The organism is Vibrio sp. CJQ_6, from assembly GCF_043106745.1.
Taxonomy (GTDB): Bacteria; Pseudomonadota; Gammaproteobacteria; order Enterobacterales; family Vibrionaceae; genus Vibrio; species Vibrio furnissii.
The window spans coordinates 675,076-696,942 of record NZ_JBICMV010000008.1 but is presented as its reverse complement, the minus strand read 5'-3'; the positions used below and the strand labels follow the sequence as shown (position 1 = coordinate 696,942).

Annotated in this window: 19 protein-coding genes; 8 read left to right on the top strand and 11 right to left on the bottom strand. The window is 52.0% G+C overall.

All coding sequences use genetic code 11. The annotated features are described in order from the left end of the window. Positions 1 to 142 precede the first annotated feature (142 nt). The 5 genes from ACF8PK_RS05390 to ACF8PK_RS05370 are packed head-to-tail and all read left to right on the top strand — an operon-like array spanning position 143 to position 5,159. Positions 143 to 1,288, top strand: coding sequence for an ABC transporter substrate-binding protein (locus tag ACF8PK_RS05390; protein ID WP_392440410.1), 1,146 nt, complete (start codon positions 143 to 145; stop codon positions 1,286 to 1,288). Between the two features lie 15 nt (positions 1,289 to 1,303). Further along, on the top strand, positions 1,304 to 3,004 hold the full coding sequence (locus tag ACF8PK_RS05385; RefSeq protein ID WP_392440408.1) for an ABC transporter permease: 1,701 nt from the start codon (positions 1,304 to 1,306) through the stop codon (positions 3,002 to 3,004). Next, positions 2,970 to 3,617: an ATP-binding cassette domain-containing protein gene (locus ACF8PK_RS05380; RefSeq protein WP_392440406.1), complete on the top strand. Its 648-nt coding sequence runs from the start codon at positions 2,970 to 2,972 to the stop codon at positions 3,615 to 3,617. Before ACF8PK_RS05385 ends, ACF8PK_RS05380 begins: the two co-directional genes overlap by 35 nt. Further along, the gene (locus tag ACF8PK_RS05375) at positions 3,610 to 4,236 is read left to right on the top strand and encodes a CDP-alcohol phosphatidyltransferase family protein (RefSeq protein ID WP_004725545.1); all 627 of its coding nucleotides are present in this window, start codon (positions 3,610 to 3,612) and stop codon (positions 4,234 to 4,236) included. Before ACF8PK_RS05380 ends, ACF8PK_RS05375 begins: the two co-directional genes overlap by 8 nt. A gap of 29 nt (positions 4,237 to 4,265) precedes the next feature. Beyond that, on the top strand, positions 4,266 to 5,159 hold the full coding sequence (locus tag ACF8PK_RS05370) for a dihydrodipicolinate synthase family protein (RefSeq protein ID WP_392440404.1): 894 nt from the start codon (positions 4,266 to 4,268) through the stop codon (positions 5,157 to 5,159). Positions 5,160 to 5,287: 128 nt separating this feature from the next. Here ACF8PK_RS05370 and ACF8PK_RS05365 read toward each other — a convergent pair whose 3' ends face one another. From ACF8PK_RS05365 to ACF8PK_RS05350, 4 genes are all read right to left on the bottom strand, one after another. Then, positions 5,288 to 6,220 carry a class I SAM-dependent methyltransferase gene (locus ACF8PK_RS05365; RefSeq protein ID WP_154181256.1) on the bottom strand — a complete coding sequence of 311 codons (933 nt, stop codon included), beginning with the start codon at positions 6,218 to 6,220 and terminating at the stop codon, positions 5,288 to 5,290. Positions 6,221 to 6,228: 8 nt separating this feature from the next. Continuing rightward, positions 6,229 to 6,924 (bottom strand): TIGR01621 family pseudouridine synthase, encoded by a 696-nt coding sequence (locus ACF8PK_RS05360; RefSeq protein WP_392440401.1) that lies wholly within the window; start codon positions 6,922 to 6,924, stop codon positions 6,229 to 6,231. Between the two features lie 211 nt (positions 6,925 to 7,135). Next, on the bottom strand, positions 7,136 to 8,521 hold the full coding sequence (locus ACF8PK_RS05355) for a class II fumarate hydratase (RefSeq protein ID WP_392440399.1): 1,386 nt from the start codon (positions 8,519 to 8,521) through the stop codon (positions 7,136 to 7,138). 202 nt (positions 8,522 to 8,723) lie between these two features. Further along, positions 8,724 to 10,058 (bottom strand): sodium-dependent transporter, encoded by a 1,335-nt coding sequence (locus ACF8PK_RS05350; protein WP_014204934.1) that lies wholly within the window; start codon positions 10,056 to 10,058, stop codon positions 8,724 to 8,726. A 341-nt stretch (positions 10,059 to 10,399) separates the two neighbouring features. On the opposite strand from ACF8PK_RS05350, the gene cls reads away from it, so the two are divergent. Beyond that, complete coding sequence (gene cls / locus ACF8PK_RS05345; protein WP_014204933.1) at positions 10,400 to 11,854, top strand: cardiolipin synthase; 1,455 nt, start codon at positions 10,400 to 10,402, stop codon at positions 11,852 to 11,854. A gap of 81 nt (positions 11,855 to 11,935) precedes the next feature. Next, the gene (locus ACF8PK_RS05340) at positions 11,936 to 13,141 is read left to right on the top strand and encodes a cystathionine beta-lyase (protein ID WP_004725531.1); all 1,206 of its coding nucleotides are present in this window, start codon (positions 11,936 to 11,938) and stop codon (positions 13,139 to 13,141) included. Between the two features lie 102 nt (positions 13,142 to 13,243). On the opposite strand, the gene ACF8PK_RS05335 is transcribed toward ACF8PK_RS05340, so the two are convergent. From ACF8PK_RS05335 to pspA, 7 genes are all read right to left on the bottom strand, one after another. Beyond that, positions 13,244 to 13,804 carry a DNA-3-methyladenine glycosylase I gene (locus tag ACF8PK_RS05335; protein ID WP_004725529.1) on the bottom strand — a complete coding sequence of 187 codons (561 nt, stop codon included), beginning with the start codon at positions 13,802 to 13,804 and terminating at the stop codon, positions 13,244 to 13,246. 62 nt (positions 13,805 to 13,866) lie between these two features. Beyond that, positions 13,867 to 16,965 (bottom strand): efflux RND transporter permease subunit, encoded by a 3,099-nt coding sequence (locus tag ACF8PK_RS05330; protein WP_392440396.1) that lies wholly within the window; start codon positions 16,963 to 16,965, stop codon positions 13,867 to 13,869. After that, the gene (locus ACF8PK_RS05325; protein ID WP_232657884.1) at positions 16,958 to 18,034 is read right to left on the bottom strand and encodes an efflux RND transporter periplasmic adaptor subunit; all 1,077 of its coding nucleotides are present in this window, start codon (positions 18,032 to 18,034) and stop codon (positions 16,958 to 16,960) included. The genes ACF8PK_RS05330 and ACF8PK_RS05325 overlap by 8 nt, the downstream gene beginning before the upstream one ends. 1 nt (position 18,035) lies before the next feature. After that, positions 18,036 to 19,076: an efflux RND transporter periplasmic adaptor subunit gene (locus ACF8PK_RS05320; protein WP_392440394.1), complete on the bottom strand. Its 1,041-nt coding sequence runs from the start codon at positions 19,074 to 19,076 to the stop codon at positions 18,036 to 18,038. Between the two features lie 126 nt (positions 19,077 to 19,202). Further along, a complete protein-coding gene (gene pspC, locus ACF8PK_RS05315) occupies positions 19,203 to 19,592 on the bottom strand; it encodes an envelope stress response membrane protein PspC (RefSeq protein WP_392440392.1) in 390 nt (129 codons plus the stop codon). Further along, complete coding sequence (pspB, locus tag ACF8PK_RS05310; RefSeq protein ID WP_004725520.1) at positions 19,585 to 19,818, bottom strand: envelope stress response membrane protein PspB; 234 nt, start codon at positions 19,816 to 19,818, stop codon at positions 19,585 to 19,587. Before pspB ends, pspC begins: the two co-directional genes overlap by 8 nt. Positions 19,819 to 19,850: 32 nt before the next feature. Further along, positions 19,851 to 20,516 carry a phage shock protein PspA gene (pspA, locus tag ACF8PK_RS05305; RefSeq protein WP_004725518.1) on the bottom strand — a complete coding sequence of 222 codons (666 nt, stop codon included), beginning with the start codon at positions 20,514 to 20,516 and terminating at the stop codon, positions 19,851 to 19,853. 288 nt (positions 20,517 to 20,804) lie between these two features. On the opposite strand from pspA, the gene pspF reads away from it, so the two are divergent. Beyond that, positions 20,805 to 21,833, top strand: a complete 1,029-nt coding sequence (gene pspF / locus ACF8PK_RS05300; RefSeq protein ID WP_392440389.1) for a phage shock protein operon transcriptional activator — start codon at positions 20,805 to 20,807, stop codon at positions 21,831 to 21,833. Positions 21,834 to 21,867: the final 34 nt, after the last annotated feature.

Below are 21,867 nucleotides of genomic sequence, written 5' to 3'. Positions count from 1 at the left end.
GGCTGCCTTTTGCGTATTTCTGCTAATCATTTTCCTTATGAATCAGATCTTTTGGCTTTTTTCATACATAATGAATGAAACCGCTACCTGTTCCGGTCTCTAGCCTTATACGAACCGATATCAGCGATCTCAAAGGACAATTATGAAAAAGCTGCTTACCCTTTTTAGTGCCTGCGTACTTTCTCTGTCGGCATCTGCTCAATCTTGGCAAGACATCAGTGACAAAGCCCGTGGGCAAACAGTCTATTTTCACGCTTGGGGCGGAAGCCAAGAGATCAATCAGTACATCCGTTGGGCAGGTGAACAGTTGAAAACGCAATATGGTGTCGAGCTCAAGCAAGTCAAAATCACCGACACCGCAGAAACCGTGACGCGACTGATTGCCGAAAAGGCCGCAGGTAAAGAGAGCGGGGGCAGCGTCGATCTGATGTGGATCAACGGTGAAAACTTTAAATCAATGAAAAACAACGACCTACTATACGGGCCGTTTGTCGAGACTTTACCCAACTGGCAATACATCAACACATCGTTGCCCATCGACAGCGACTTTTCAGAGCCTACCGATGGGCTAGAAGCGCCGTGGGGTGTCGGCCAGTTGGTGTTTATTTATGATCATCAAAAGCTCAACAATCCCCCACAATCGTTTGCTGAACTACTGAGTTACGCCAAAGCATTTCCCAATCGGATCACCTACCCTCGCCCACCTGAGTTTCACGGCACCAGCTTTTTAAAGGCGCTGCTGATTGAACTCACAAACAACGATGCGGCATTGTCCAAACCGGTTGACGCCCAATCCTTTGCGCTAATTACAGCGCCGCTGTGGCACTACCTCGACGAATTGCATGCTGTCGCATGGCGCGCGGGAAAACAGTTTCCGTCTGGCTCGTCTGAAATGATTCAATTATTGGATGATGACCAAATCGATTTGGCGCTGACGTTTAACCCGAACGCGGTCTATTCTGCACAGGCGTCTGGCAAGCTGGCCAAAACCACGCGTAGTCACGCGATGCAAGCTGGTGCACTGTCGAATATTCATTTCCTGGCGATTCCATGGAACGCCACCGCCAAAGAAGGCGCGCTGGTTGCCATTAATTTCCTGATGAGTCCTGAGGCGCAATCACGCAAGGGCGACATAAATGTGTGGGGCGATCCATCGGTGCTGAGACATGACGTCTTAACCGGTTCTGCAGCGAACACCAAACTGTTCAAATCAATTGCCGAACCGCATCCAAGCTGGCAAGCCGCGCTCGAAGCGGCATGGCAAACACGTTATGGCGCGGCCAAATAACCCGTTGAGCTTGCCATGATTCGTTTCGGTTATTGCTTACTACTGCTCATCGGTATTGCCCCCATCCTACCGGGCATGATGGGTGTGATGCTCTCATCACTGGGTTACATTCCTGCGGTGGGTTTGCACGAGTTCTCGGTTGCAGGATTTGCTGACGTGTGGCGCTGGACGGGCGTTGGCCAATCGCTGCTACTTTCAGCCGGGTCCGCGCTGCTCAGCACGTATGGCGCCCTGCTGCTCAGCTTCGCGGTGTTGATGACGCTCTGGAGTCATCAACGCTGGCATTGGGTCGAGCACTGTTTGTCGGGGTTATTGGCGCTGCCGCACGTTGCGTTTGCAATTGGGTTTGCGTTTCTCTTCGCGCCCACCGGCATGATGGCGCGCGCATTTGTTGCGCTGTTTGATTATCAAGTCTCAACCCAAGATTCAGCCTGGCTGGTGCACGATCCCCATGCATTCGGCCTGACACTTGCTCTGGCATTGAAAGAAACCCCATTTTTGCTGCTGATGAGTATTCCCGTTTTACAGCAACTCCATGTGCAAACCCTACTCACCAGTGGTGCGTCACTCGGCTATTCGCCAATGCAGAGTTGGTGGAAACTCGTGCTGCCTCAATGGCTACGCAAAATGCGCTTTGCCTTGTTTGCCGTCATCGCCTATTCCGTGTCGGTGGTCGACGTCAGTTTGATCCTCGGCCCGACAACGCCACCGACCTTTGCCGTTCTGGTCTGGCAATGGTTTAGCGATCCAGATTTAAACCAGTTACCCCGTGCTGCTGCCGGTGCCGTCGTCTTATTGGGTTTGGCGGGTCTGATGTTATTGTCGGTCGTACTTATCGAAGCGCTCATTCTGCGCGTTTTCCGTGGCTGGCTCTCCAGCGGTCGGCATGGCATGTCACTGCCGGGCAAATCGGTAATGATGCTTGTGCTGAGCTGCGCGGCGATCATCTTTCCGCTCATGCTGGTGTGGAGTGTTGCCCAGCGCTGGCGGTTTCCAAGCCTATGGCCAAGCCAATTCAGCGACCGGTTTTGGCTCAGCGAATGGCCGAACATGCTGCCCACACTGTCGCAGAGTTTGTGGATTGCACTGCTCAGCGGTACATTGGCGCTGCTTCTGGGCGTGATTGCTCACGAGTTTCGCACCCGCTCCCGCCTCGCACTGCCTGCGTGGGTAATCGTCTTGCCGATGTTGCTGCCGCAAATCTCGCTGCTATTTGGGTTGCAAATCGCAACGCTCTTTATCGCGGCCGAACATTACACCTTGTGGGTGATCTGGTCGCATGTCTTTTTTGCCTTCCCATTGGTTTATTTGGCACTGGATGGGCCGTGGCAAAGTTACAACCCGAATTACACTCGCGTCGCCCTCAGCCTGGGTAAAACGCCTTGGCAGTTGTTCTGGCAGATCAAAGTACCGATGTTACTGCCGGGCTTACTGTATGCGTGGGCGGTTGGCATCAGCGTCAGTTTGGCGCAGTACCTGCCGACCTTGATGCTGGGTGGCGGGCGCATTGCGACCATCACCACCGAAGCGGTCGCGTTATCCAGCGGGTATGACCGCCGCGTGATGGCCATTTATGCCCTTTGGCAAGCCTTGTTGCCGTTTATTTTCTTCTCTCTTGCGGTCGTGATAAGTCGAGTTCAAATTCGACGCCACCGCAGCGTTCAACCACAAGTGATTTTGCATGACCTTCTGCCTCGAAAACCTCACCATCCGTAAAACCAACGGCGATTCATTATTGACGGGATTTAACCTAGCCATCCATGCAGGGGAAATCGTCACGTTAATGGGGCCGAGTGGGTGTGGGAAATCCACGCTGCTCAGCGCCATCGCCGGGCATCTTCATGCGGAATTTACTCACAGCGGCGAGATGAGATTAGAAGGCAATGCACTGAGTACCATCGCAGCGCATCAACGCCATGTTGGCATGCTGTTTCAAGATGATTTGTTGTTTCCACATTTAACCGTGTGGGAAAACCTCGCGTTTGCCCTTCCCAACACGGTCAAAGGTGCGGCGCGAAAAACCGCAGCGCTGACGGCACTCAAGCAAATCACGCTGACTGAACTGGCCGATTCGTTTCCCGATCAAATTTCTGGTGGGCAACGGGCGCGCATCAGTTTGATCCGCATGCTTCTTGCGCGCCCCAAACTGGCCTTATTGGATGAACCCTTCAATAAGCTCGATAAATCGCTGCGCAGCCAGTTTCGTGACTGGGTGTTCAGCCAACTGGCTCAGGCGGGTGTCCCCACGTTAATGGTCACCCACGATGAAGACGACGCGCCACCAGGCGGACGTATTATTCACTGGCCTACGGAGGTTTCTCATGCTTGACCGTTACGTGATTCCCGTCATTCGCTGGCCGCTGTCGAAATCGGCCGACGTGCTTGATGCCATTGGCGTCAGCGCCAACCAAGTGACGCTGTTTGGGTTTGCCATGGGCTGCCTGGCGTTTCCAGCACTGGCGTTGGAGCAATACCTACTCGCCTTACTGCTGATTGCGATCAACCGCCTATGTGATGGCCTCGATGGCGCGCTGGCGCGCATTCAAGGCTTAACCGACGCTGGCGGCTTTCTCGACATCAGCCTCGATTTTCTGTTTTACTCGCTGATCCCGTTCGGCTTTGTGGTTGCTAACCCAGAAACAAACGCCGTGGCTGGTGCATTTCTCATTTTTTCGTTCATCGGCACTGGCAGTAGCTTTCTTGCATTCGCGGTCATGGCGAGCAAACGCGGCATTCAAAATCCGGTCTATCAACATAAATCGCTGTATTACATGAGCGGGCTGACCGAAGGGAGTGAAACCATCGGCTGCTTCGTGCTCATTTGCTTGCTACCGCAGCACTTTAGCCTAATTGCGTATCTGTTTGGCGCGGCCTGTTGGTTTACCACGCTGACCCGCATCTATTCGGGCTATCACACGCTGCATCAGGCAGAAAGCCAGCCTTCATAAACAATGACCATACGACAAGGAGTTCCTTTATGTTCTCAGGATTGAGCGCGTTCCCACTCACCCCCATGAATGAAACGCGCATTGATGAGGCCGCGTTCGTCGGCCTGATTGAGCGTCTGACCACCGCAGGTGTCGATTCAATTGGCGCCCTCGGGTCAACCGGCAGTTATGCCTATCTGACGCGTGAAGAACGCGCGCGTGTGGCCAAGATTGCTGTTGAGCATGCGGGAAACACGCCAGTCATCATCGGCATTGGCGCGCTGAGAACCAAAGATGTATTGAACCTTGCAGACGACGCGCAAAAAGCTGGCGCCAGCGGGCTGTTACTGGCACCGATGTCTTATCAGAAACTGAGCGATGCAGAAGTGTTCCAGCATTTCAAAGCCGTCTCAGCCGCGATTTCAGTTCCCCTGTGTGTCTATGACAATCCGGGAACCACTCATTTTCACTTCAGTGATGAACTGCATGGTCAGATTGCCGAGCTGCCTCATATCGCCTCGATTAAGATTCCCGGTGTACCCAACGACCCACAAGAAGCCAAAGCACGCGTCGAACGTTTGCGCGCGCTGATTCCAAGCCATGTATCCATCGGCGTCAGTGGCGATGCCTTTGCAGCAACAGGCCTGAGTGCGGGCTGCGATGTGTGGTATTCCGTCATGGGCGGCCTGTTTCCCAACACCGCGCTGGAACTGACTCGCGCTGCGCAATCTGGAAATCATGCCCAGGCGCAACAGCTCTCCCGCCGTTTGCAGGATTTGTGGGCGATGTTTGGCCGTCACAATGGCAGCCTGCGCTGCATCGCGGCAGGTGCCGAGCTGTTAAATTTGGTCGACACGCCTTGCCTGCCATTGCCGCTCATGTCGGTTCAAGGCGAGGATCGCACGCGACTGGCAACACTGATCGAGCAGCTTCATCTGTCTTAAACATTTGCCCTCAACATCAATCTTCAGCATCTGTTTTTCGCATCTGTTTTCAGCAGACAAAAAAAGCCACGTGTCTACGTGGCTTTTTGCGTCTTCAATCCTAGCGATGAATTCAAAACGTCGATGGCTTAACTGAACACCAACGCTTTCAATGCTGATTCGTTGTCGATATCAGCAAATTCTGGCGGATTGTCCAAACGATATTGGAAGTTCAGCGCTGGCGCTTCCGCTTTCATGCCATCAATCAAAAATTCACTGGTAACCATAGGTGAGTTAACACACGCCAACACCTCACCTTGCGGCGCCAACAAATCCGGCAAACGACGCAAAATTCTGGCGTAATCTTTGGTCAGTGCAAAACTGCCTTTTTGGAACGATGGTGGGTCGATGATGATCAAATCGTATGGGCCCGCTTTCTTGATTTTGCCCCAAGATTTAAAGATGTCATGTCCCAGAAAACTCACTTGGTTGACGTTGTGATCGTTCAGAAGATGGTTCTCACGCCCTTTCGACAACGAGGCTTTGGCCATGTCGACGTTCACCACGTGGTCTGCGCCACCGGCAATCGCAGCCACTGAAAAGCCGCACGTGTAAGCAAACAAGTTCAGCACATTTTTGTGCGCCGCGTGTTCACGCACCCAGTCACGTCCCAAACGCATGTCCAGAAACAGACCAAAGTTCTGGTTTCTGCCGATATCGAGTTGGAACTTCAAACCGTTCTCTTCCACCACCGGGCGTGCGTTGAGCTCGCCCACCAGCACTTCTGATGGTGCGCCATCGGCATAGCGGTGCTGCAATACGATGCACTGGCCGTTTTTCTCGGCCCACAACGGGGAAACCGCCAATTGCTGTAAACCGTCGGTCAGTTGGGTCAAAAAGGCTTCGTCGACCTCTTTGAACACGCTGACAATCAGTTGCCCTTGTAACCAATCACATGTCAGGTGCTCTAAACCTTCCCAGCGTTGGCCACGACCATGAAACAGGCGACGCACTTCATTGGGCGCTTGCGCCAGTTGTGCCGTCATTTCAGAAAAGAATTGAGATAAAGCAGATGCTTGCATAGCTATGTTTACTTTTTCACTGAGGGCCAACTAAGTGACCAGGGTTCTAGCCAGGATTCAATGCCCTGACTGACAATATCGCTGTTCCATTTTTCGCCCAGCGCCGGTTGATGGCGCGGATCGCATACCCATTGGTACGTCTCGCCTGCGTACGAAAATCGCAGCGCAAACGCGTGCAAATAGCCACGGTCGGCCTGATTTCCCGCATTGTAGATCGGATCACCGACAATACCGGAGCCGACAGATTTGAGCGCCACACGGATCTGATGCGTTTTGCCCGTGTACGGTTTACACAGAAATAGACGCTCGCCCGGCTCGGCAGCCAAAGAGAAAAACTGCGTGACTGCCGGATTGGTTTGTGAGGTCAACAGCTTCCACGACGCACGACGTGAACGCTCCATATCGCCGCTAATCAGGCCCTGCTTCTTTTTCGGCTTTTTGCTGCCCAGCGCCAAATAGAACTTTTCAACCTGACGCTCAGCAAAGCTTTTCGACAACTCACTGGCGGCTTTGGCATTGCGCGCGAGCAGCAAAATGCCCGACGTCATTTTGTCTAATCGGTGCACCAAATATAGCTGTGCATCACCGCTTTGTTTCGCCACTTCCTGCAGCAACATCGTGTCACCATCGTCTTTATGGACGGACACATTCGGGTGCTTGTTGATCAGCAGAAAATCAGGGTGGGTTAAGAGTATATCGAACATACGACCTCGCAAAAATGGACGCTCATTATACTCAATTGGCGTGAAAGGTCAGCCATGCATCCACCGCTGGGCGCTGAAAGCGTGTTCAAACCGTTTCGGTTGCTGGTCAATTCACCGTTTTGTCGTGCGAAACGTGATAGAGGGCAGGCGCGGCTCCAACCTGGGTCGCTTTTCGCTGCCCATTATCAGAGCCACATTTGAGCCGCTGCGGTTACTCGACAATGCCACCTTTGGCGAGCGTCGCCGGGTCAAGCAAGTGTTCGAGCTCTTGGCGAGTCAGCGACGTTTTCTCCGCTGCAACATCGATAATTGGCCGACCTTCTTTGTAGGCTTGTTTGGCAATTTCTGCCGCTTTGAGATAACCAATCACCGGATTGAGCGCAGTGACCAGAATCGGATTCTTGCCCAGCGCAATATTGATATGATCCTCGCGGACGATGAATCCCGCAATCGCTTTATCCGCCAACGCAATAGCGCTGTTGGCGAGCAACTCAATGCTCTCCAGAATGTTATGCGCAATCACGGGTAACATCACGTTGAGCTGGAAATTCCCCGCCTGCCCAGCCACGGTGATGGTGGTGTCATTGCCGATGACCTGTGCGCACGCCATGGCGGCTGCTTCCGGGATCACCGGATTGACTTTCCCCGGCATGATGGAGCTGCCCGGTTGTAATGCTGGCAATTCAATGTCGCCAATACCCGCCAGCGGGCCTGAATTCATCCAGCGCAGATCGTTGGCGATTTTCATCATCGCCACCGCCGTAGTTTTCAATTGGCCAGACAACGCGACAATCGCATCCTGACTGCTGAGGTTAAAAAAGAAGTTCTCACTTGGCACAAACGATAGACGCGTGGCCTGCGATAAATTATCCGCAAACGCTGCGGCGAAACGTGGATCAGCATTGATCCCCGTCCCCACGGCTGTGCCGCCTTGCGCGAGCGCTTTCACAGCGGTCATGGCGTGGATGATGTTGTGTCTCGCATGGTCGATCTGCGCCTGCCATCCCCCCAGCTCTTGCTCAAAGGTCATCGGCATGGCATCCATCAAGTGTGTGCGCCCGGTTTTCACCACGTTCGCTAAACTCTGTTTTTTTGCGGCCAGTTGCGTACTGAGATGTGTCAGTGCAGGCAATAAGCGCTGCTCCACTTCCAGCGTACAGCTCACCTGAATGGCGGTGGGCACCACATCGTTGCTGCTTTGCCCCATGTTAACGTGATCGTTTGGACTCACCGTACTATGCAAATGTTGAGAGGCCAGCGTCGCAATAACTTCATTGGCATTCATATTCGAGCTGGTGCCAGAACCCGTTTGGAACACATCGATGGGAAACTGGTCGAGGTACTGACCATCAATGATGCTTTGCGCCGCTTCATCGATCGCCACTGCAATGTCCCCTTCCAGCAGTCCTAACTGCGCATTGGTCACCGCCGCAGCTTGCTTAATGTACGCCAGCGCCTGAACAAACGGCTGCGGCATGGTGTAACGACTGATGGCAAAGTTATCCACCGCGCGCTGCGTTTGCGCCTGATACAGGGCATCTTGGGGAACTCGTACTTCGCCCATACTGTCTTTTTCGATCCGAGATTCTCGTGTCATGTCAGACTCCTTAACGTCTCATGAAAGCCTTATTACCATTTAATGATAATAGCTATCATTTAACAAAAGGAAGCGCAAGCACTTCGAATCGGCGCGCATTCGGTGTGTAAAACCAAGTTCGGTCTATAAAACAAGGTTCGGAATAGAAAACAAAAAAGCCACTGGGTTTCCCCAAGTGGCTTTCATTTCAATCTTGTCGTGTTTACGCGAAGAACACCAGCAGCATCAGTACCGGACAAACAAGACGTACGTAGATTGGCCAAACTTTCCAGAACCAGCTGTTTTCAATCTCTGGGTAACCCTGTTTCAGTTCATTCAGAATCTGGTTACGGTTCCAAATCCAACCCACCAGCAGCGTAATCAACAGTGCAATGATTGGTTGTGAGTAAACGGTAGTGAACTGAATCACCAAGCCAAACAAGCTTGAGAAGTTCATCACGATGACCGCAGAGACGATGGTCACCAGACCGCCGATCCAGAGCACCGCGGTCGTGCGGCTCTGCTTCAATTCTTCCGTCGCACACGCCACCGGCACTTCCAGCATCGAGATAGATGAAGTTAACGCAGCAATGATCATCAGCAGGAAGAACACCAAGCCAATCACCGCGCCCATCACACCCATGGTATCAAACATGGCCGGCAGAACCGTAAACACCAAGGTATCAGAGTTCAGCAGCTCACCCGTGTCCGAGAAAATCTGCACGCCGTTGTGTTTCGCCACAAACATCGCTGGCAACACCATCAGACCCGCAATGAACGCAACGCCGGTATCAATCAGCGCCACTTGCGCCGCTGTTTTTGGCAAGTTGGTGTCTTTCTTCAGGTAAGAACCGTACGTGGTCATCACACACACACCCAGAGACAGCGAGAAGAAAGCCTGACCCATCGCGCTCACCACCAATTTTGGCGTGAAGTGAGAGATGTCTGGAACCAGATACATTTTCAGACCTTCCCATGCGCCGTCCTGCGTGAAGATATAAATCGTCAGCAGACCAAACAGTACGAACAGCAAAGGCATCAAACGCGTTGACCACTTCTCAATCCCGTTCGCCACACCGTTGCGCACCACGAACATGGTGAGTGCCATAAAGGCAATCATCAGCACAAGGTTACGTTCCGTGCCAAAAGTGGTCAGCCAGTGACCTGCGCTATCGAGGCCAAACAGATCCAAACCGCTGTTAAAGAATGAGCCGACCAACCAGCCGGCCACGATCGCGTAAAAGCTGAGAATGAGCGACACGACAATCATGCCAATCACGCCGAGCAGAATTGCGCCCGCTTTGCCTTTTGGCCATGCCGCATTGAACGAACGAATTGGGTTGGATTGACCGTAACGACCAATGGTCAGTTCCGCGACCAGCATGGGAAATGCCAACAGGAACACCATCAAAAGGTACACAATCAAAAAGACTGCGCCGCCGTTACTTGCTGCCTGTGTGGGGAATCCCCAAACGTTACCAAGACCTACAGCGGAACCCGCTGCTGCCATAATGAAGCCAAATCGTGAAGTGAATTGACCGCGTGAACTACTCGCCATGCTACTTACTACCAATCTAATTTGTTGTGCTGAGTGTGGCCAAATACGGGTGTAAAATAAAATGTACAACCACAAAAAATCCGACTCACATCAGAGGTGTAGCAAGTAGACCAGTTTAAGAATAAAATTGGAAGCCCGAACAGTCTATTTTGCGTCTATATCTGTCTTTTTATAGATTATCTGTTGCTTTTTTAAGCTCACGACCATTACTTCTCTCTGCCTTGATACACAATTAGCAACTAATCTGTGGCATTTGTTTCATATTATTTTCGGTCGTTTCCTTTCTTCCCTTATGCTTTCGCTTTACTATCCCAGAAGACGTTTTTCACAAAAGTTGACGCATGGATAAGATTTATCACTTCTTAACGCTCGCGGGCATCGCGATATATTGGTTCTTGGTCGCAGGGGTCACGCTTCGTGTCGTATTAAAACGACGCGCGGTGAGTGTTTCACTGGCCTGGTTGATGGTGATCTACATCCTGCCCATTGTCGGCGTGATTTGTTATTTCCTCATTGGCGAACTCAATTTAGGCCGCAAGCGCGCTGAACGTGCCAAAGAAATGTTTAAGCCCTTTGGAACATGGTTCCGTTCACTGAACGATTGCCAAGCCCACACACTGGAAGGCGTGGGCGCGCACATCTATAAAATTGATGAACTGTGTAACCATCGCATGGGCATTCCCGCACTAAGCGGCAACACGCTGTCACTGCAAAACTCGCCCAACGAAATTCTGCATTCCATTATTGAAGACATAGAACAAGCGCAGCACAGCATCCGCATGGTGTTTTACATCTGGCACCCGGGCGGCCTTGCCGATTCCGTGGCTTCTGCGCTGATCCAAGCGTCGAAGCGCGGCGTCGACGTCAAACTGCTACTCGATTCAGCAGGCAGCCCGAGGTTCTTTCGTAGCCACTGGTACAGCATGATGCAAGATGCGGGCATTCAGGTGATTCAAGCCTTGGAAGTGAGCCCATGGCGTATTTTCCTGCGTCGCCTCGACCTTCGCCAACACCGCAAAATTATCGTCATCGACGACACCATTGCCTACACCGGCTCAATGAACTTGGTCGATCCGGCATACTTCAAACAAGATTCCGGTGTTGGTCAGTGGATTGATATTATGGTGCGCATTACCGGCCCGTCGGTGAACGTGTTATCTGCCATCCATTGTTGGGATTGGGAATTTGAAACTGGTGAGCGGCAAATGCCAAACGTGCCGGAATGCCGTTTGGATCCACGCATGCCCAAGCACCCCGTGCAAGTTGTGCCTTCCGGCCCTGGCATGCCAGAGAATCTGATTTCTCAGGTGCTGACCCTTGCCATTAATCAGGCCAATGCCTCCGTACGCATCACCACGCCATATTTCGTCCCGAGCGCCGATTTGCTGGCCACACTAAAAATGACCGCACAACGTGGCATCAATGTTGAACTGATCATTCCGCAAAAGAACGATTCATTTATGGTGCAATGGGCGTCGCGCGCCTTCTATGGCGAACTGCTGGAAGCGGGCGTGAAAATTTATGAATTTCATGGCGGCCTGCTGCACACCAAATCGGTGGTCATTGATCGCCAATTCTGTCTGGTTGGTACGGTCAACCTCGACATGCGCAGTTTATGGCTCAACTTTGAAGTGACGTTGGCCGTGGATGACGAAGAGTTCACACAACAACTTTACTGGCAACAGCAAAACTATATCGAGCAATCACGCGCCATTGATCACGAGACGTGGGAGACGCGCTCGCTGGGACATCGCTTCTTAGAACGCCTGTTCTACCTTTTCAACCCGCTTCTTTAATCTTTTTGTGCCATGGGGTTGCATTTAAATGCAGCTCCATGTTTTAAATAGGACATTCGTAATTCCAGACAAGGATCGCAAATGTCAGAAGGCAAAAAGACCAAACTCATCACCGCCGGCCGCAATAAAAAATGGACGAACGGCGTGGTCAACCCGCCCGTACAACGGGCTTCAACCGTCGTATTTAATACCGTCGCAGAGAAAAACCACGCGACCATTAACCGCGCCAACAAAACTCTATTCTACGGACGTCGCGGCACCACGACTCATTTTGCCTTTCAAGACGCGATGGTCGACATCGAAGGCGGCGCAGGGTGCGCGCTCTACCCTTGCGGCACAGCAGCCATCAGCAACGCGATTCTTTCGTTTGTAGAATCCGGCGATCATCTATTGATGGTGGATACCTGTTATGAACCCACCCGCGATTTTTGTGACAAAATTCTGAAGAAATTCGGCGTTGAGACCACCTATTACGATCCGATGATTGGTGAAGAGATTCGTACTTTGATCCAGCCGAACACCAAAGTGTTGTTCACCGAATCACCCGGCTCGATCACCATGGAAGTGCAAGATGTTCCGACGCTGGCACGCATCGCTCACGAACACGACATCATTGTGATGCTCGATAACACGTGGGGTGCAGGCGTGAACTTCTCCCCCTTTGAGCATGGCGTGGACATTTCAATTCAAGCGGCAACCAAATACATCGTGGGTCACTCGGATGTGATGTTGGGCACCGCAGTCGCCAGTGAGAAATACTGGGACCAACTGCGTGAGCAGAGCTACCTGATGGGCCAATGCGTTTCACCCGATGACGCTTATTTGGGGCTGCGTGGCATTCGCACGCTAGACGTCCGCCTGCGTCAGCACGCTGAAAACAGTTTGAAAGTGGCGCAGTGGCTGGCAGAACGTCCAGAAGTGGACCATGTGCGCCACCCCGCGCTGCCAAGTTGTCCGGGGCACGACATCTTCAAACGTGATTTCACCGGCGGCAATGGCTTGTTCTCATTTGTGCTAAAAAGCAGTTATCCCAAAGCGACCACAGCGCTCCTGGATGGCATGCAGCACTTTAGCATGGGCTATTCATGGGGCGGTTTCGAAAGCCTGATTCTGGCCAACGAACCCAAGAGCTTCAACAGCTTACGTACTATCGCTAATCCAAACTTTGAAGGCACATTGATTCGCCTACACATTGGGCTGGAAGATGTGAACGATTTGATTGCGGATCTAGAAGCGGGTCTGGCGCGTTACAACGCCGTAATTCTCGAACATGAAGCGACGGCATAAGCCGCTTCAGAAGCAGGCGCAGAAATAACAAGCGCCGATGAAGGCAAAAAAGGGAGCCATGCTCCCTTTTTCAATGTCGATTCTCAATGCCGATCGTTCACACTATTTCTTCGGACAATTGTCCAAGTGATCGTTCACCAATCCCATCGCTTGCATAAACGAATAACAGATCGTTTCGCCCACAAATTTAAAGCCACGTTTTTTCAGAAATTTGCTCATGGCTTTGGACGCTTCGGTCGACACCGGTACTTGACTCATCTCCGTCCAGTGGTTCACTTGCGGCTGCCCGTTCACAAACTGCCAGAGTGCAGCATCCAACGAACCGAACTCAGCTTGCAGTGCTAACGTGGCTCGCGCATTGGAAAAAACCGAAGCGATTTTGCCACGGTGTTTCACCACATCGTAACCCGCAATGATCGCTTCGACATGCGATTCATCGTATTGCGCTAACTTGGCAATGTCGTAATTTTCAAACGCCTGTCGATAACCTTCTCGTTTACGCAAAATGGTGATCCAACTCAGCCCGGCTTGCGCGCCTTCCAAAGTCAGAAATTCAAACAGCGTTTGGTCGTCGTGTACTGGCTTTCCCCATTCTGCATCGTGATATTCACGTTCCAACGGATGGTTCATCGCCCACGCGCAAGTCGTATCGTGTGTTGTCATTGTTGTCCTTTCGCCACTGACACAAACGGCCTTCAAAGAGGCCGCTTGAAATACCTGTTCATTTAATCAGGTACTTTGACATGGTGGAACAATCTATACAACACCGGCACCACAATTAAGGTCAACACTGTCGCGAAACCGAGACCAAACATGATGGTGACCGCCATCGGACGAAAGAAAATATCCGGCAACAAAGGAATCATCCCCAAAATGGTGGTGATGGCCGCCATACACACAGGGCGTACACGACTGAGCGATGCATCAACGACCGCCAAGTACGGGTCTTTGCCTGAATGCATTTCGATCTCGATTTGATCCAGCAGCACAATGCCGTTTTTCAGCAGCATGCCCGACAAACTCAAAAACCCGAGCAGCGCCATGAAACCAAACGGCGTATTGAGCGCCAATAAGCCCGTCGTCACCCCAATCACCGCTAGCGGGACCGTCAACCAAACAATCAGCGGTTCTTTCACGGAATTGAACAAGAACACCGTGATGAGGAACATGAACAGGTAACCCATCGGCATGGTCTGGAATAGCGATTCCTGCGCGTCGTGAGACGATTCATATTCCCCGCCCCACTCCAACGAATAGCCCGGCGGCAGTTGAATCGCTTCGATTTGGGGTTGAAGGCGTTTTTGCAACGTTGCCGCCGTCTCTTCCCCCAGCAAATCCGGATCCGCCATGACCGTCAAAATACGCTTGCGATTTTTACGCACCACCAGCGGATCTTCCCACAACATCTCATACCCGAGTGTCACTTGTTGCAGCGGAATGTATTCACTCAGCGCTGGGCTCCAAATTTTCATCCCTTCGATGTTACGAATATCTACCCGTTCGGCTTCTGGCAGCCGCGCCACAATCGGCATTAAGGTGGTGCCGTCACGATACACGCCAATGGTTTTGCCCGAAAACGACATGGCCAAGAATTCATCCACATCCGATTTTGTGATGCCGTAACGTCGTGCTTGGCTTTCGTTAAATTGCGGCTCCAACACTTTGGTGCGTTCACGCCAATCATGACGAATGTTGTAGGCTCCCGAATCGGCGTACATGATGTCCATCACTTGTGCGGCAATGCCACGGAGGATAGTGGGATCCGAACCAACCAAACGCGCTTCAATCTTCGCGCCGCCCCCCGGCCCCAATTCAATCTGTTTCAGCTTGTAGTTAATTTCCGGATAATTGGCATCCAGGTGAGCGCGAAACCGCTGCATCAGCGGTGCCAAGCTGTCGTAGCTGGTTGCACGCGTGGTGATTTCACCGTAGGCGGCGTAACTTTTTTCCGGCGAGTAAGTCAACATGAAACGCTGCAAGCCTTTGCCCGCCGTGGTGGTCACCGCTTCCGCTTCATCTTGTTCGGCCAACCAATGTTCCAGTTTCTGTAACGTGTCGTTGGTGGCACGAATGTCGGTGCCTTCCGGCATCCATACATCCACCATAAACATCGGTGTGGTTGACGATGGAAAGAACGCCTGCTTCACCAAAGTAAACCCGTACAAGCTGACAAGCATGCCCGCAACCAACACCATCATCGTCATCCACGCGCGTTTCATGCAGAACTCAAGAAACGATTTGTACAGCACAAAAATCATCCCTTGGTACGGGTCGTTTTCTTCATCGCTTGGCGGGACTTTCTGACCACGGAAAAAGATATCGGCAAAAAATGGGGTCAGGGAGATCGCGGTAAACCAGCTCAACATCAGCGAAATCAGCAACACAGTGAATAACGTGCCACAATATTCACCGGTGGAATCTTCCGACAAACCAATCGGAGCAAACGCGGTGACCGCAATGACCGTCGCGCCCAGCAGTGGCCATTTAGTTTGCGTGACAATGTCAGTCGCAGCTTGCAATCGCGTTCGCCCTTTCTGCGTACCAATCAAAATCCCTTCGACCACCACAATCGCGTTGTCCACCAACATCCCGAGAGCGATAACCAGCGCCCCCAACGAAATGCGTTGCAAGTCGATTTTGAAATACTGCATGAAGATGAACGTGCCTAGCACTGTCAGCAGCAAGATCAACCCAATCAAGAGGCCAGAACGCAGCCCCATGAAAAATAACAAAACGATAATCACGATGGCGACCGCTTGGCCTAAGCTGACCACAAAGCCGCTCACGGATTTATCCACTTCTTTCGGTTGGCTGTAGATTTCGGAAATATCGATGCCCACGGGTTGTTGATATTTCAACTCAGCCAAGCGGCGGTCAAACCGCTCGCCCACTTCAACCACGTTGACTCCTTGAGCAAACGACACCCCGACGTTGAGTGCCAGTTTGCCATTGAAGTTCACGATGTTGCTCGGCACTTCCACGTAGCCACGCTTCACTTCCGCCACGTCGCGTAAATAAATCAGCCCTGTGGAGCCACCTTCGTTGAGGATCAAGTCACCGAGTTTATCTACGTCGTCAAATTCCCCGGTCGGGTGAATGCGAATGTACTCGCTGCCAATGCGAATGGCCCCGGCATCCGACACCACGTTCTGTGTCGACAGCAAATTAAAGACAGTTTGGGGCGAAATCCCGAGCGCACTGATACGTTTCATGGAGATTTCGATGAACACCTGCTGTTGCTGCTGACCGGACACCGAAACTTTGCTCACCCCGTCAATCAGTTCCAATTCACGGCGCAGGTAATCGACGTAGTCCAGCAGCTCTTTATAACTGTAACCGTCACCGGTCACCGCCAACAAAATACCGTACACATCGCCAAAATCATCAATGACTTGCGGCGAATTAACCCCTGGCGGAAACGTTCCATTGAGGTCATTGACCTTGCGGCGCAGCTCATCCCAGATCTGGGGTAAATCGTCTGGGCCATATTTGTTTTTCATGGTCACCGTAATTTGCGACAACCCGCGACTGGAGATCGAATTCACCTCATCCACATAGGTCAGTTGCTGAATCGCTTTTTCCAGCGGATAAGTGACCTCTTCTTCAACCTGCTGTGGCGTCGCCCCCGGATACGATGTCACCACCATTGCATCTTTGATGGTGAATGCCGGGTCTTCGAGTCTGCCAAGATTGAAGAATGCAGCCGTGCCGCCAATCAGAAAAATCAGCGACACCATCCAACTGATCACTCGGTTGCGAATGAAGTAAGCAGCCACCCCTTGAATCTCATCGTCGGTCTGCGGCTTATTGTTTTGCTCACTCATGGGCCATCTCCTTCACCACACTCACTGTCATGCCGTCACGTAATCGGGAAAGCCCCGCCACCACCACCGAATCCTCGGCCGTAATCCCTTCAACAATCTGCACCCGTGTTTTCGAGGCGTTACCCAAGCGTACTAAATGCTTCGACACGCTGTTGTCTGCATTCAGCACCCAGACAAATTTTTGCGTGCGATCGAGCGCATCCCCATCCCCATTAAAAATGGCTTCCACCGGCACCACCGCAGTGCTGGTTGGGTTCAAATGCTCCACGCCCTGTTTGGCGGTCACTTCCACTGCCATGCCATCGAGAATCAACTCTTTCTCCGGCATCGGTAGCGTGAGTGTCACGGTAAACGTCCCCGTGGCCGGATCGGGCTCGGTGGTGAATTCTTTGACCCGCGCGTCATACTCATTACCACTCGGGACTCTGACCAGCGCCTGCACTTTGGAGAGTTCCTGTGTGGTGGGTTGCGTGGCATGGAAGCGATCCGGCAATTGAATCAGCACTTCGATATCGTCGAGGCTGTGAATATTGACCACGCGCTGGCCCACTTGCACATTTTCGAATTGGTCAACATTCACCCGTGAGATGATCCCATCGACAGGCGCTTTGAGTTGGGTAAACGACAACCGCAACTTCGCCAGATCCAGCTCCGCCATGGCAATTTGACGTTGCGCGGCAATTTCATCGAACTGCGATTTCGCCAGTAAGCCTTTTTCCACCAAAGGACTGGAACGGCGATACTGGCTATCGATCACCGAATAGCGTGCTTGCGCGTTATCCACATCGAGTCGGTAATCGGTCGGATCCAGCTCGGCAATCACGTCGCCCGCATTCACTCGGTCCCCCTCTTTCACATTGATTTTGCGAACTTCGCCATTGACCCGAAAACTCAGGTGAGAACGCTCGGCAGCATTGGCGACTGCAGGGAAATAAAGGCTGTCTTTGCTACTGTTACCTAAATTGGCCACTTTGACTTTTGGCGTCATATCACGCGGCGTTGAGTCGGGATGACCACAACCGGCGAGCACCACCAGCGAGGTCAATAGATAGGTTTGCCACTGCGTCATGTTATAGCCCCCGTTCCTTCACCCATTCGCGGACTTTGATGCCTGCTTCAATGCTGCTGACACCCGAAATCACGATTTGGTCACCATCGTTCAACCCGTTCAAGACCTGACGTTGATCATTCAGTTCGACGGGCACTTGGCTGACCACGCCATCACTGTCGACGCGCCAAACAAATTGTTGACCGTCTTGCTCAAACAGCGCCGTCACGGGTACGGTGGACGCACTGCCTTTGGCGACCGACGCTTTGACGCTGCCCGCCATCCCGGGCAAAATGCCCACATCAGTCGGTCGTTCCATGACCATGGTGACTTTATAAGAGCCGGTTTGTGGATCCGCTTCGGTATCGATTTCCTGAAACTGGAGCGGAAAGGTCATGTCAGGAAAAGAATCGAAGACCATGCTGGCTTGCACGTCGCTGCCATCGCCGCTGGCAAAGCGATTAAGCAGACGATCCGGCAGTAAGAAAATCACTTTGAGAATTTGGTTGGTCTGAATATTCATGACCCCTTGCTTGGCGGCAACGTATTCAAAGTTTTCAGCGGGAATGATTGAAATGGTGCCGTCATACGGCGCGAGCAGTTGGGTGTAACTGAGATTGGCTTTTGCCTGTTCCCACGTTGCTCTGGCTGAATTGTGATTGGCTTGCGCCTGATCGAAATCTTGTTCGGAAACCACTTTATCCTGACGCAGTTTCTGATAACGCTTGTACTGCACATCCGCCAAAACGAAATTCGCTTTGGCCTGTTTCTCCAACAAAGCGTATTCGTCAGGATTCACGGTCGCCAGAACATCACCTTTTTTCACCGCCTGCCCGGCATTCACATCGATCGACTGCAACTGACCGGGCACACGAAACGCCAACACGGCGCGATCACCCGCTTCACTGGTCGCGGGAAATCGACGGGTAAATTCATTATTGCCCACCGAGACGGTGGTTAACTTGGCGGGACGAGATTCCGGTTCTGGAACGGGCGGAAGTTCTCTGCTGCATCCGTGGAGGAACGCAGATGAAACCATTAGGAAAGTTATCGTTTTGCGCATATTCATCACCCATGATGATTGATAGATCAAACATAGGTGAATCAGCGGGTTATCGCTACGTCAAACACACAGAAAATTCAGGGAAATGAGAGCGGCATCCAATACCGCTCAGATGGAGCCGATGACTTATAGTTTACTGAACTCACGGTTCACTTTAAACGCTTCCGATGTCACATATGCTTCCATATGACGCACGCGGTTCTCCACTTGGTGCAAGTCTTGTTCGAGCGTTTGCAGCAGCGCTTGTGCGGTTTGTCCTTGCTCCCAAGGTTTACTCTTTAACGTGTGCGATTGCTGACTGCGCAGCGAATCACGATATTGTTCAGGCTGTTTTTCCAGCATCAATGACAACGCCAGATACGCAATGATCACCAGCGCGAAACCGCCCAGCAACGCAACTGTAATCACCAGAATGCGCACCAGCCACACTTCCAAACCGAAATAGTTGGCAATGCCCGCGCACACGCCCGTCAACTTGCCGTTAAACGGGTCGCGATACAGTTCACGACTACTCATAATGTCGCCTCCAGCTCGGTGCTTCCGCATCCAAAATGCGTTCGAGCGTGTCGATGCGCGCTTCCAGCCCTTTGGCTTTTTGCGACAGCGCTTGCAGCGCATCGAAATCATCCTGTGACAAGCCGTTTTCCATTTTACGTTTGTTGCGGTAATGCAGCAGCAGCCAAAGTGGCGCTACAAATATCAAAAAAACAACCAAAGGTCCTGCAATGAAAAATGAGGCCATAGCTCGCTCCTAAATTCGTGAACTGGTGTTGATTAGTCTTGTTTCATCTGTTCTTTGAGCTTTGCCAACTCGTGTTCAATTTCATCTTGTGCTTGCAGCTCAGCAAACTCTTGCTCAAGTGACTTGCCCTGGCCTGACTGCGCGTACAGATCGGCTTCGGCTTCCAGTTCATCCACCTTGCGAGAATACTGTTCAAACTTCGCCATCGCTTCGTCGGTACGATTGGTGTGCAAATGGCGCTGCACATCACGGCGATTGCTTGCGGCTTGGCTGCGAATCGCCAACGCTTGCTGCTTCGCGCGCGTTTCCGTGATCTTGCTTTCCAGTTTGGCAATTTCGCCCGTTAGCTTATCAATGGTTTCCTCAACCAATGTTTGCTCAGTATGCAAACCTTTGAGTACCTTTTGCAATTTTTGTTTCTCAATCAACGCCGCGCGCGCCAAGTCCTCGCGCTGTTTGTTGAGTGCCAACGTGGCTTTGGCTTGCCAATCTTCAATTTGCTGATCGATGCTGTCGACTTTACGCGCCAACTCTTTCTTATCGGCAATCGCTTTAGCGGAGTTGGTTCGGACTTCCACCAGCGTGTCTTCCATCTCCTGAATGATGAGACGAATCATTTTTTCCGGATCTTCCGCTTTATCGAGTAGCGCGCTGATGTTGGAATTCACAATGTCGGCAAAACGAGAAAAAATACCCATGATAGTGCTCCTTAATCTTGTGGGGTTACGCCCAAGGCCTAACTCCGAGAAATCGTGGTAAGTGGTCGCGGCAGCTTCACCGCCTCTTTTGCTAATCTTTCCCATCGATCTTCATAGCGTTTCCTATCTCCATTCCAATATCCATGCCAAGTTTTCAATCTTTATTTTTCAGTCACTTAAGTTGATTCATATCGGCGGCTCCACTATGCTGATAAAAATTTGGCTAACTATTGGTAAATTTCGCCAACCCGATCAACCAACCCGACGAATCGATGCGAGGAATGAAGCATGCAGCATAACTTGATTGGTGAATCCCCTGCGTTTCTGGCTGTTTTAGATAAAGTGTCGCGCCTCGCGCCCATTGAGCGTCCGGTGCTGGTGATGGGTGAACGGGGCACCGGCAAAGAGTTGATTGCCCAACGGCTGCACTATTTATCCAAGCGCTGGGACCAACCGCTGGTGGCGCTGAACTGCTCAACACTGAGCGAAGGGTTGATTGATTCTGAACTTTTTGGTCACGAGTCTGGCGCATTTACTGGATCAAAAGGTCGCCATCAAGGGCGTTTTGAACGTGCTGAAGGCGGCACCCTGTTTCTGGATGAGCTGGCGACCGCGCCATTCGCCGTGCAGGAAAAATTATTGCGGGTGATCGAGTATGGCCAATACGAGCGCGTGGGCGGATCGCAGGTGCTAAGCGCCAACGTACGCTTGGTGTGTGCCACCAACGCCGATCTTCCCCAACTGGCGCAGCGCGGTGAGTTCCGTGCCGATTTGCTCGATCGCTTGGCGTTTGATGTCATTCATTTACCGCCGCTACGTGAACGCCGCGACGACATTGTGCTGCTGGCCGAGTACTTTGCCATTCGCATGTGCCGCGAATTGTCGCTGCCCATGTTTGTGGGATTCACCGACCACGCGGTTCAATCCCTGCTCGACTACCCTTGGCCGGGGAATGTGCGTGAGCTGAAAAATGTGATTGAACGTGCGGTGTACCAACATGGCGCAAGCGACGATCCCATTGAACAACTGGTGTTTGACCCTTTTGGTCGCCCCACACTTTCCGAATCAACAATGCACCCTCAAACCCAAGATGCTCTTGATTCGAGCGCCGAGCCCAACGCAAATCGTTCGGCAGAATTCACTTTACCGATGGACTACAAACAGTGGCAGGAAGATCAAGATAAGGCGCTGTTGAATCATGCGCTTAAATGCGCCAAGTTTAATCAAAGGCAAGCCGCACAGCTGCTGGGATTGAGCTATCATCAATTTCGAGGCATGGTCAGAAAATATGACTTGCTGAGCGATCTGTCGGAGTAAGCGCAGCTTCCTTGGCGATTTAGCTAGACAGATC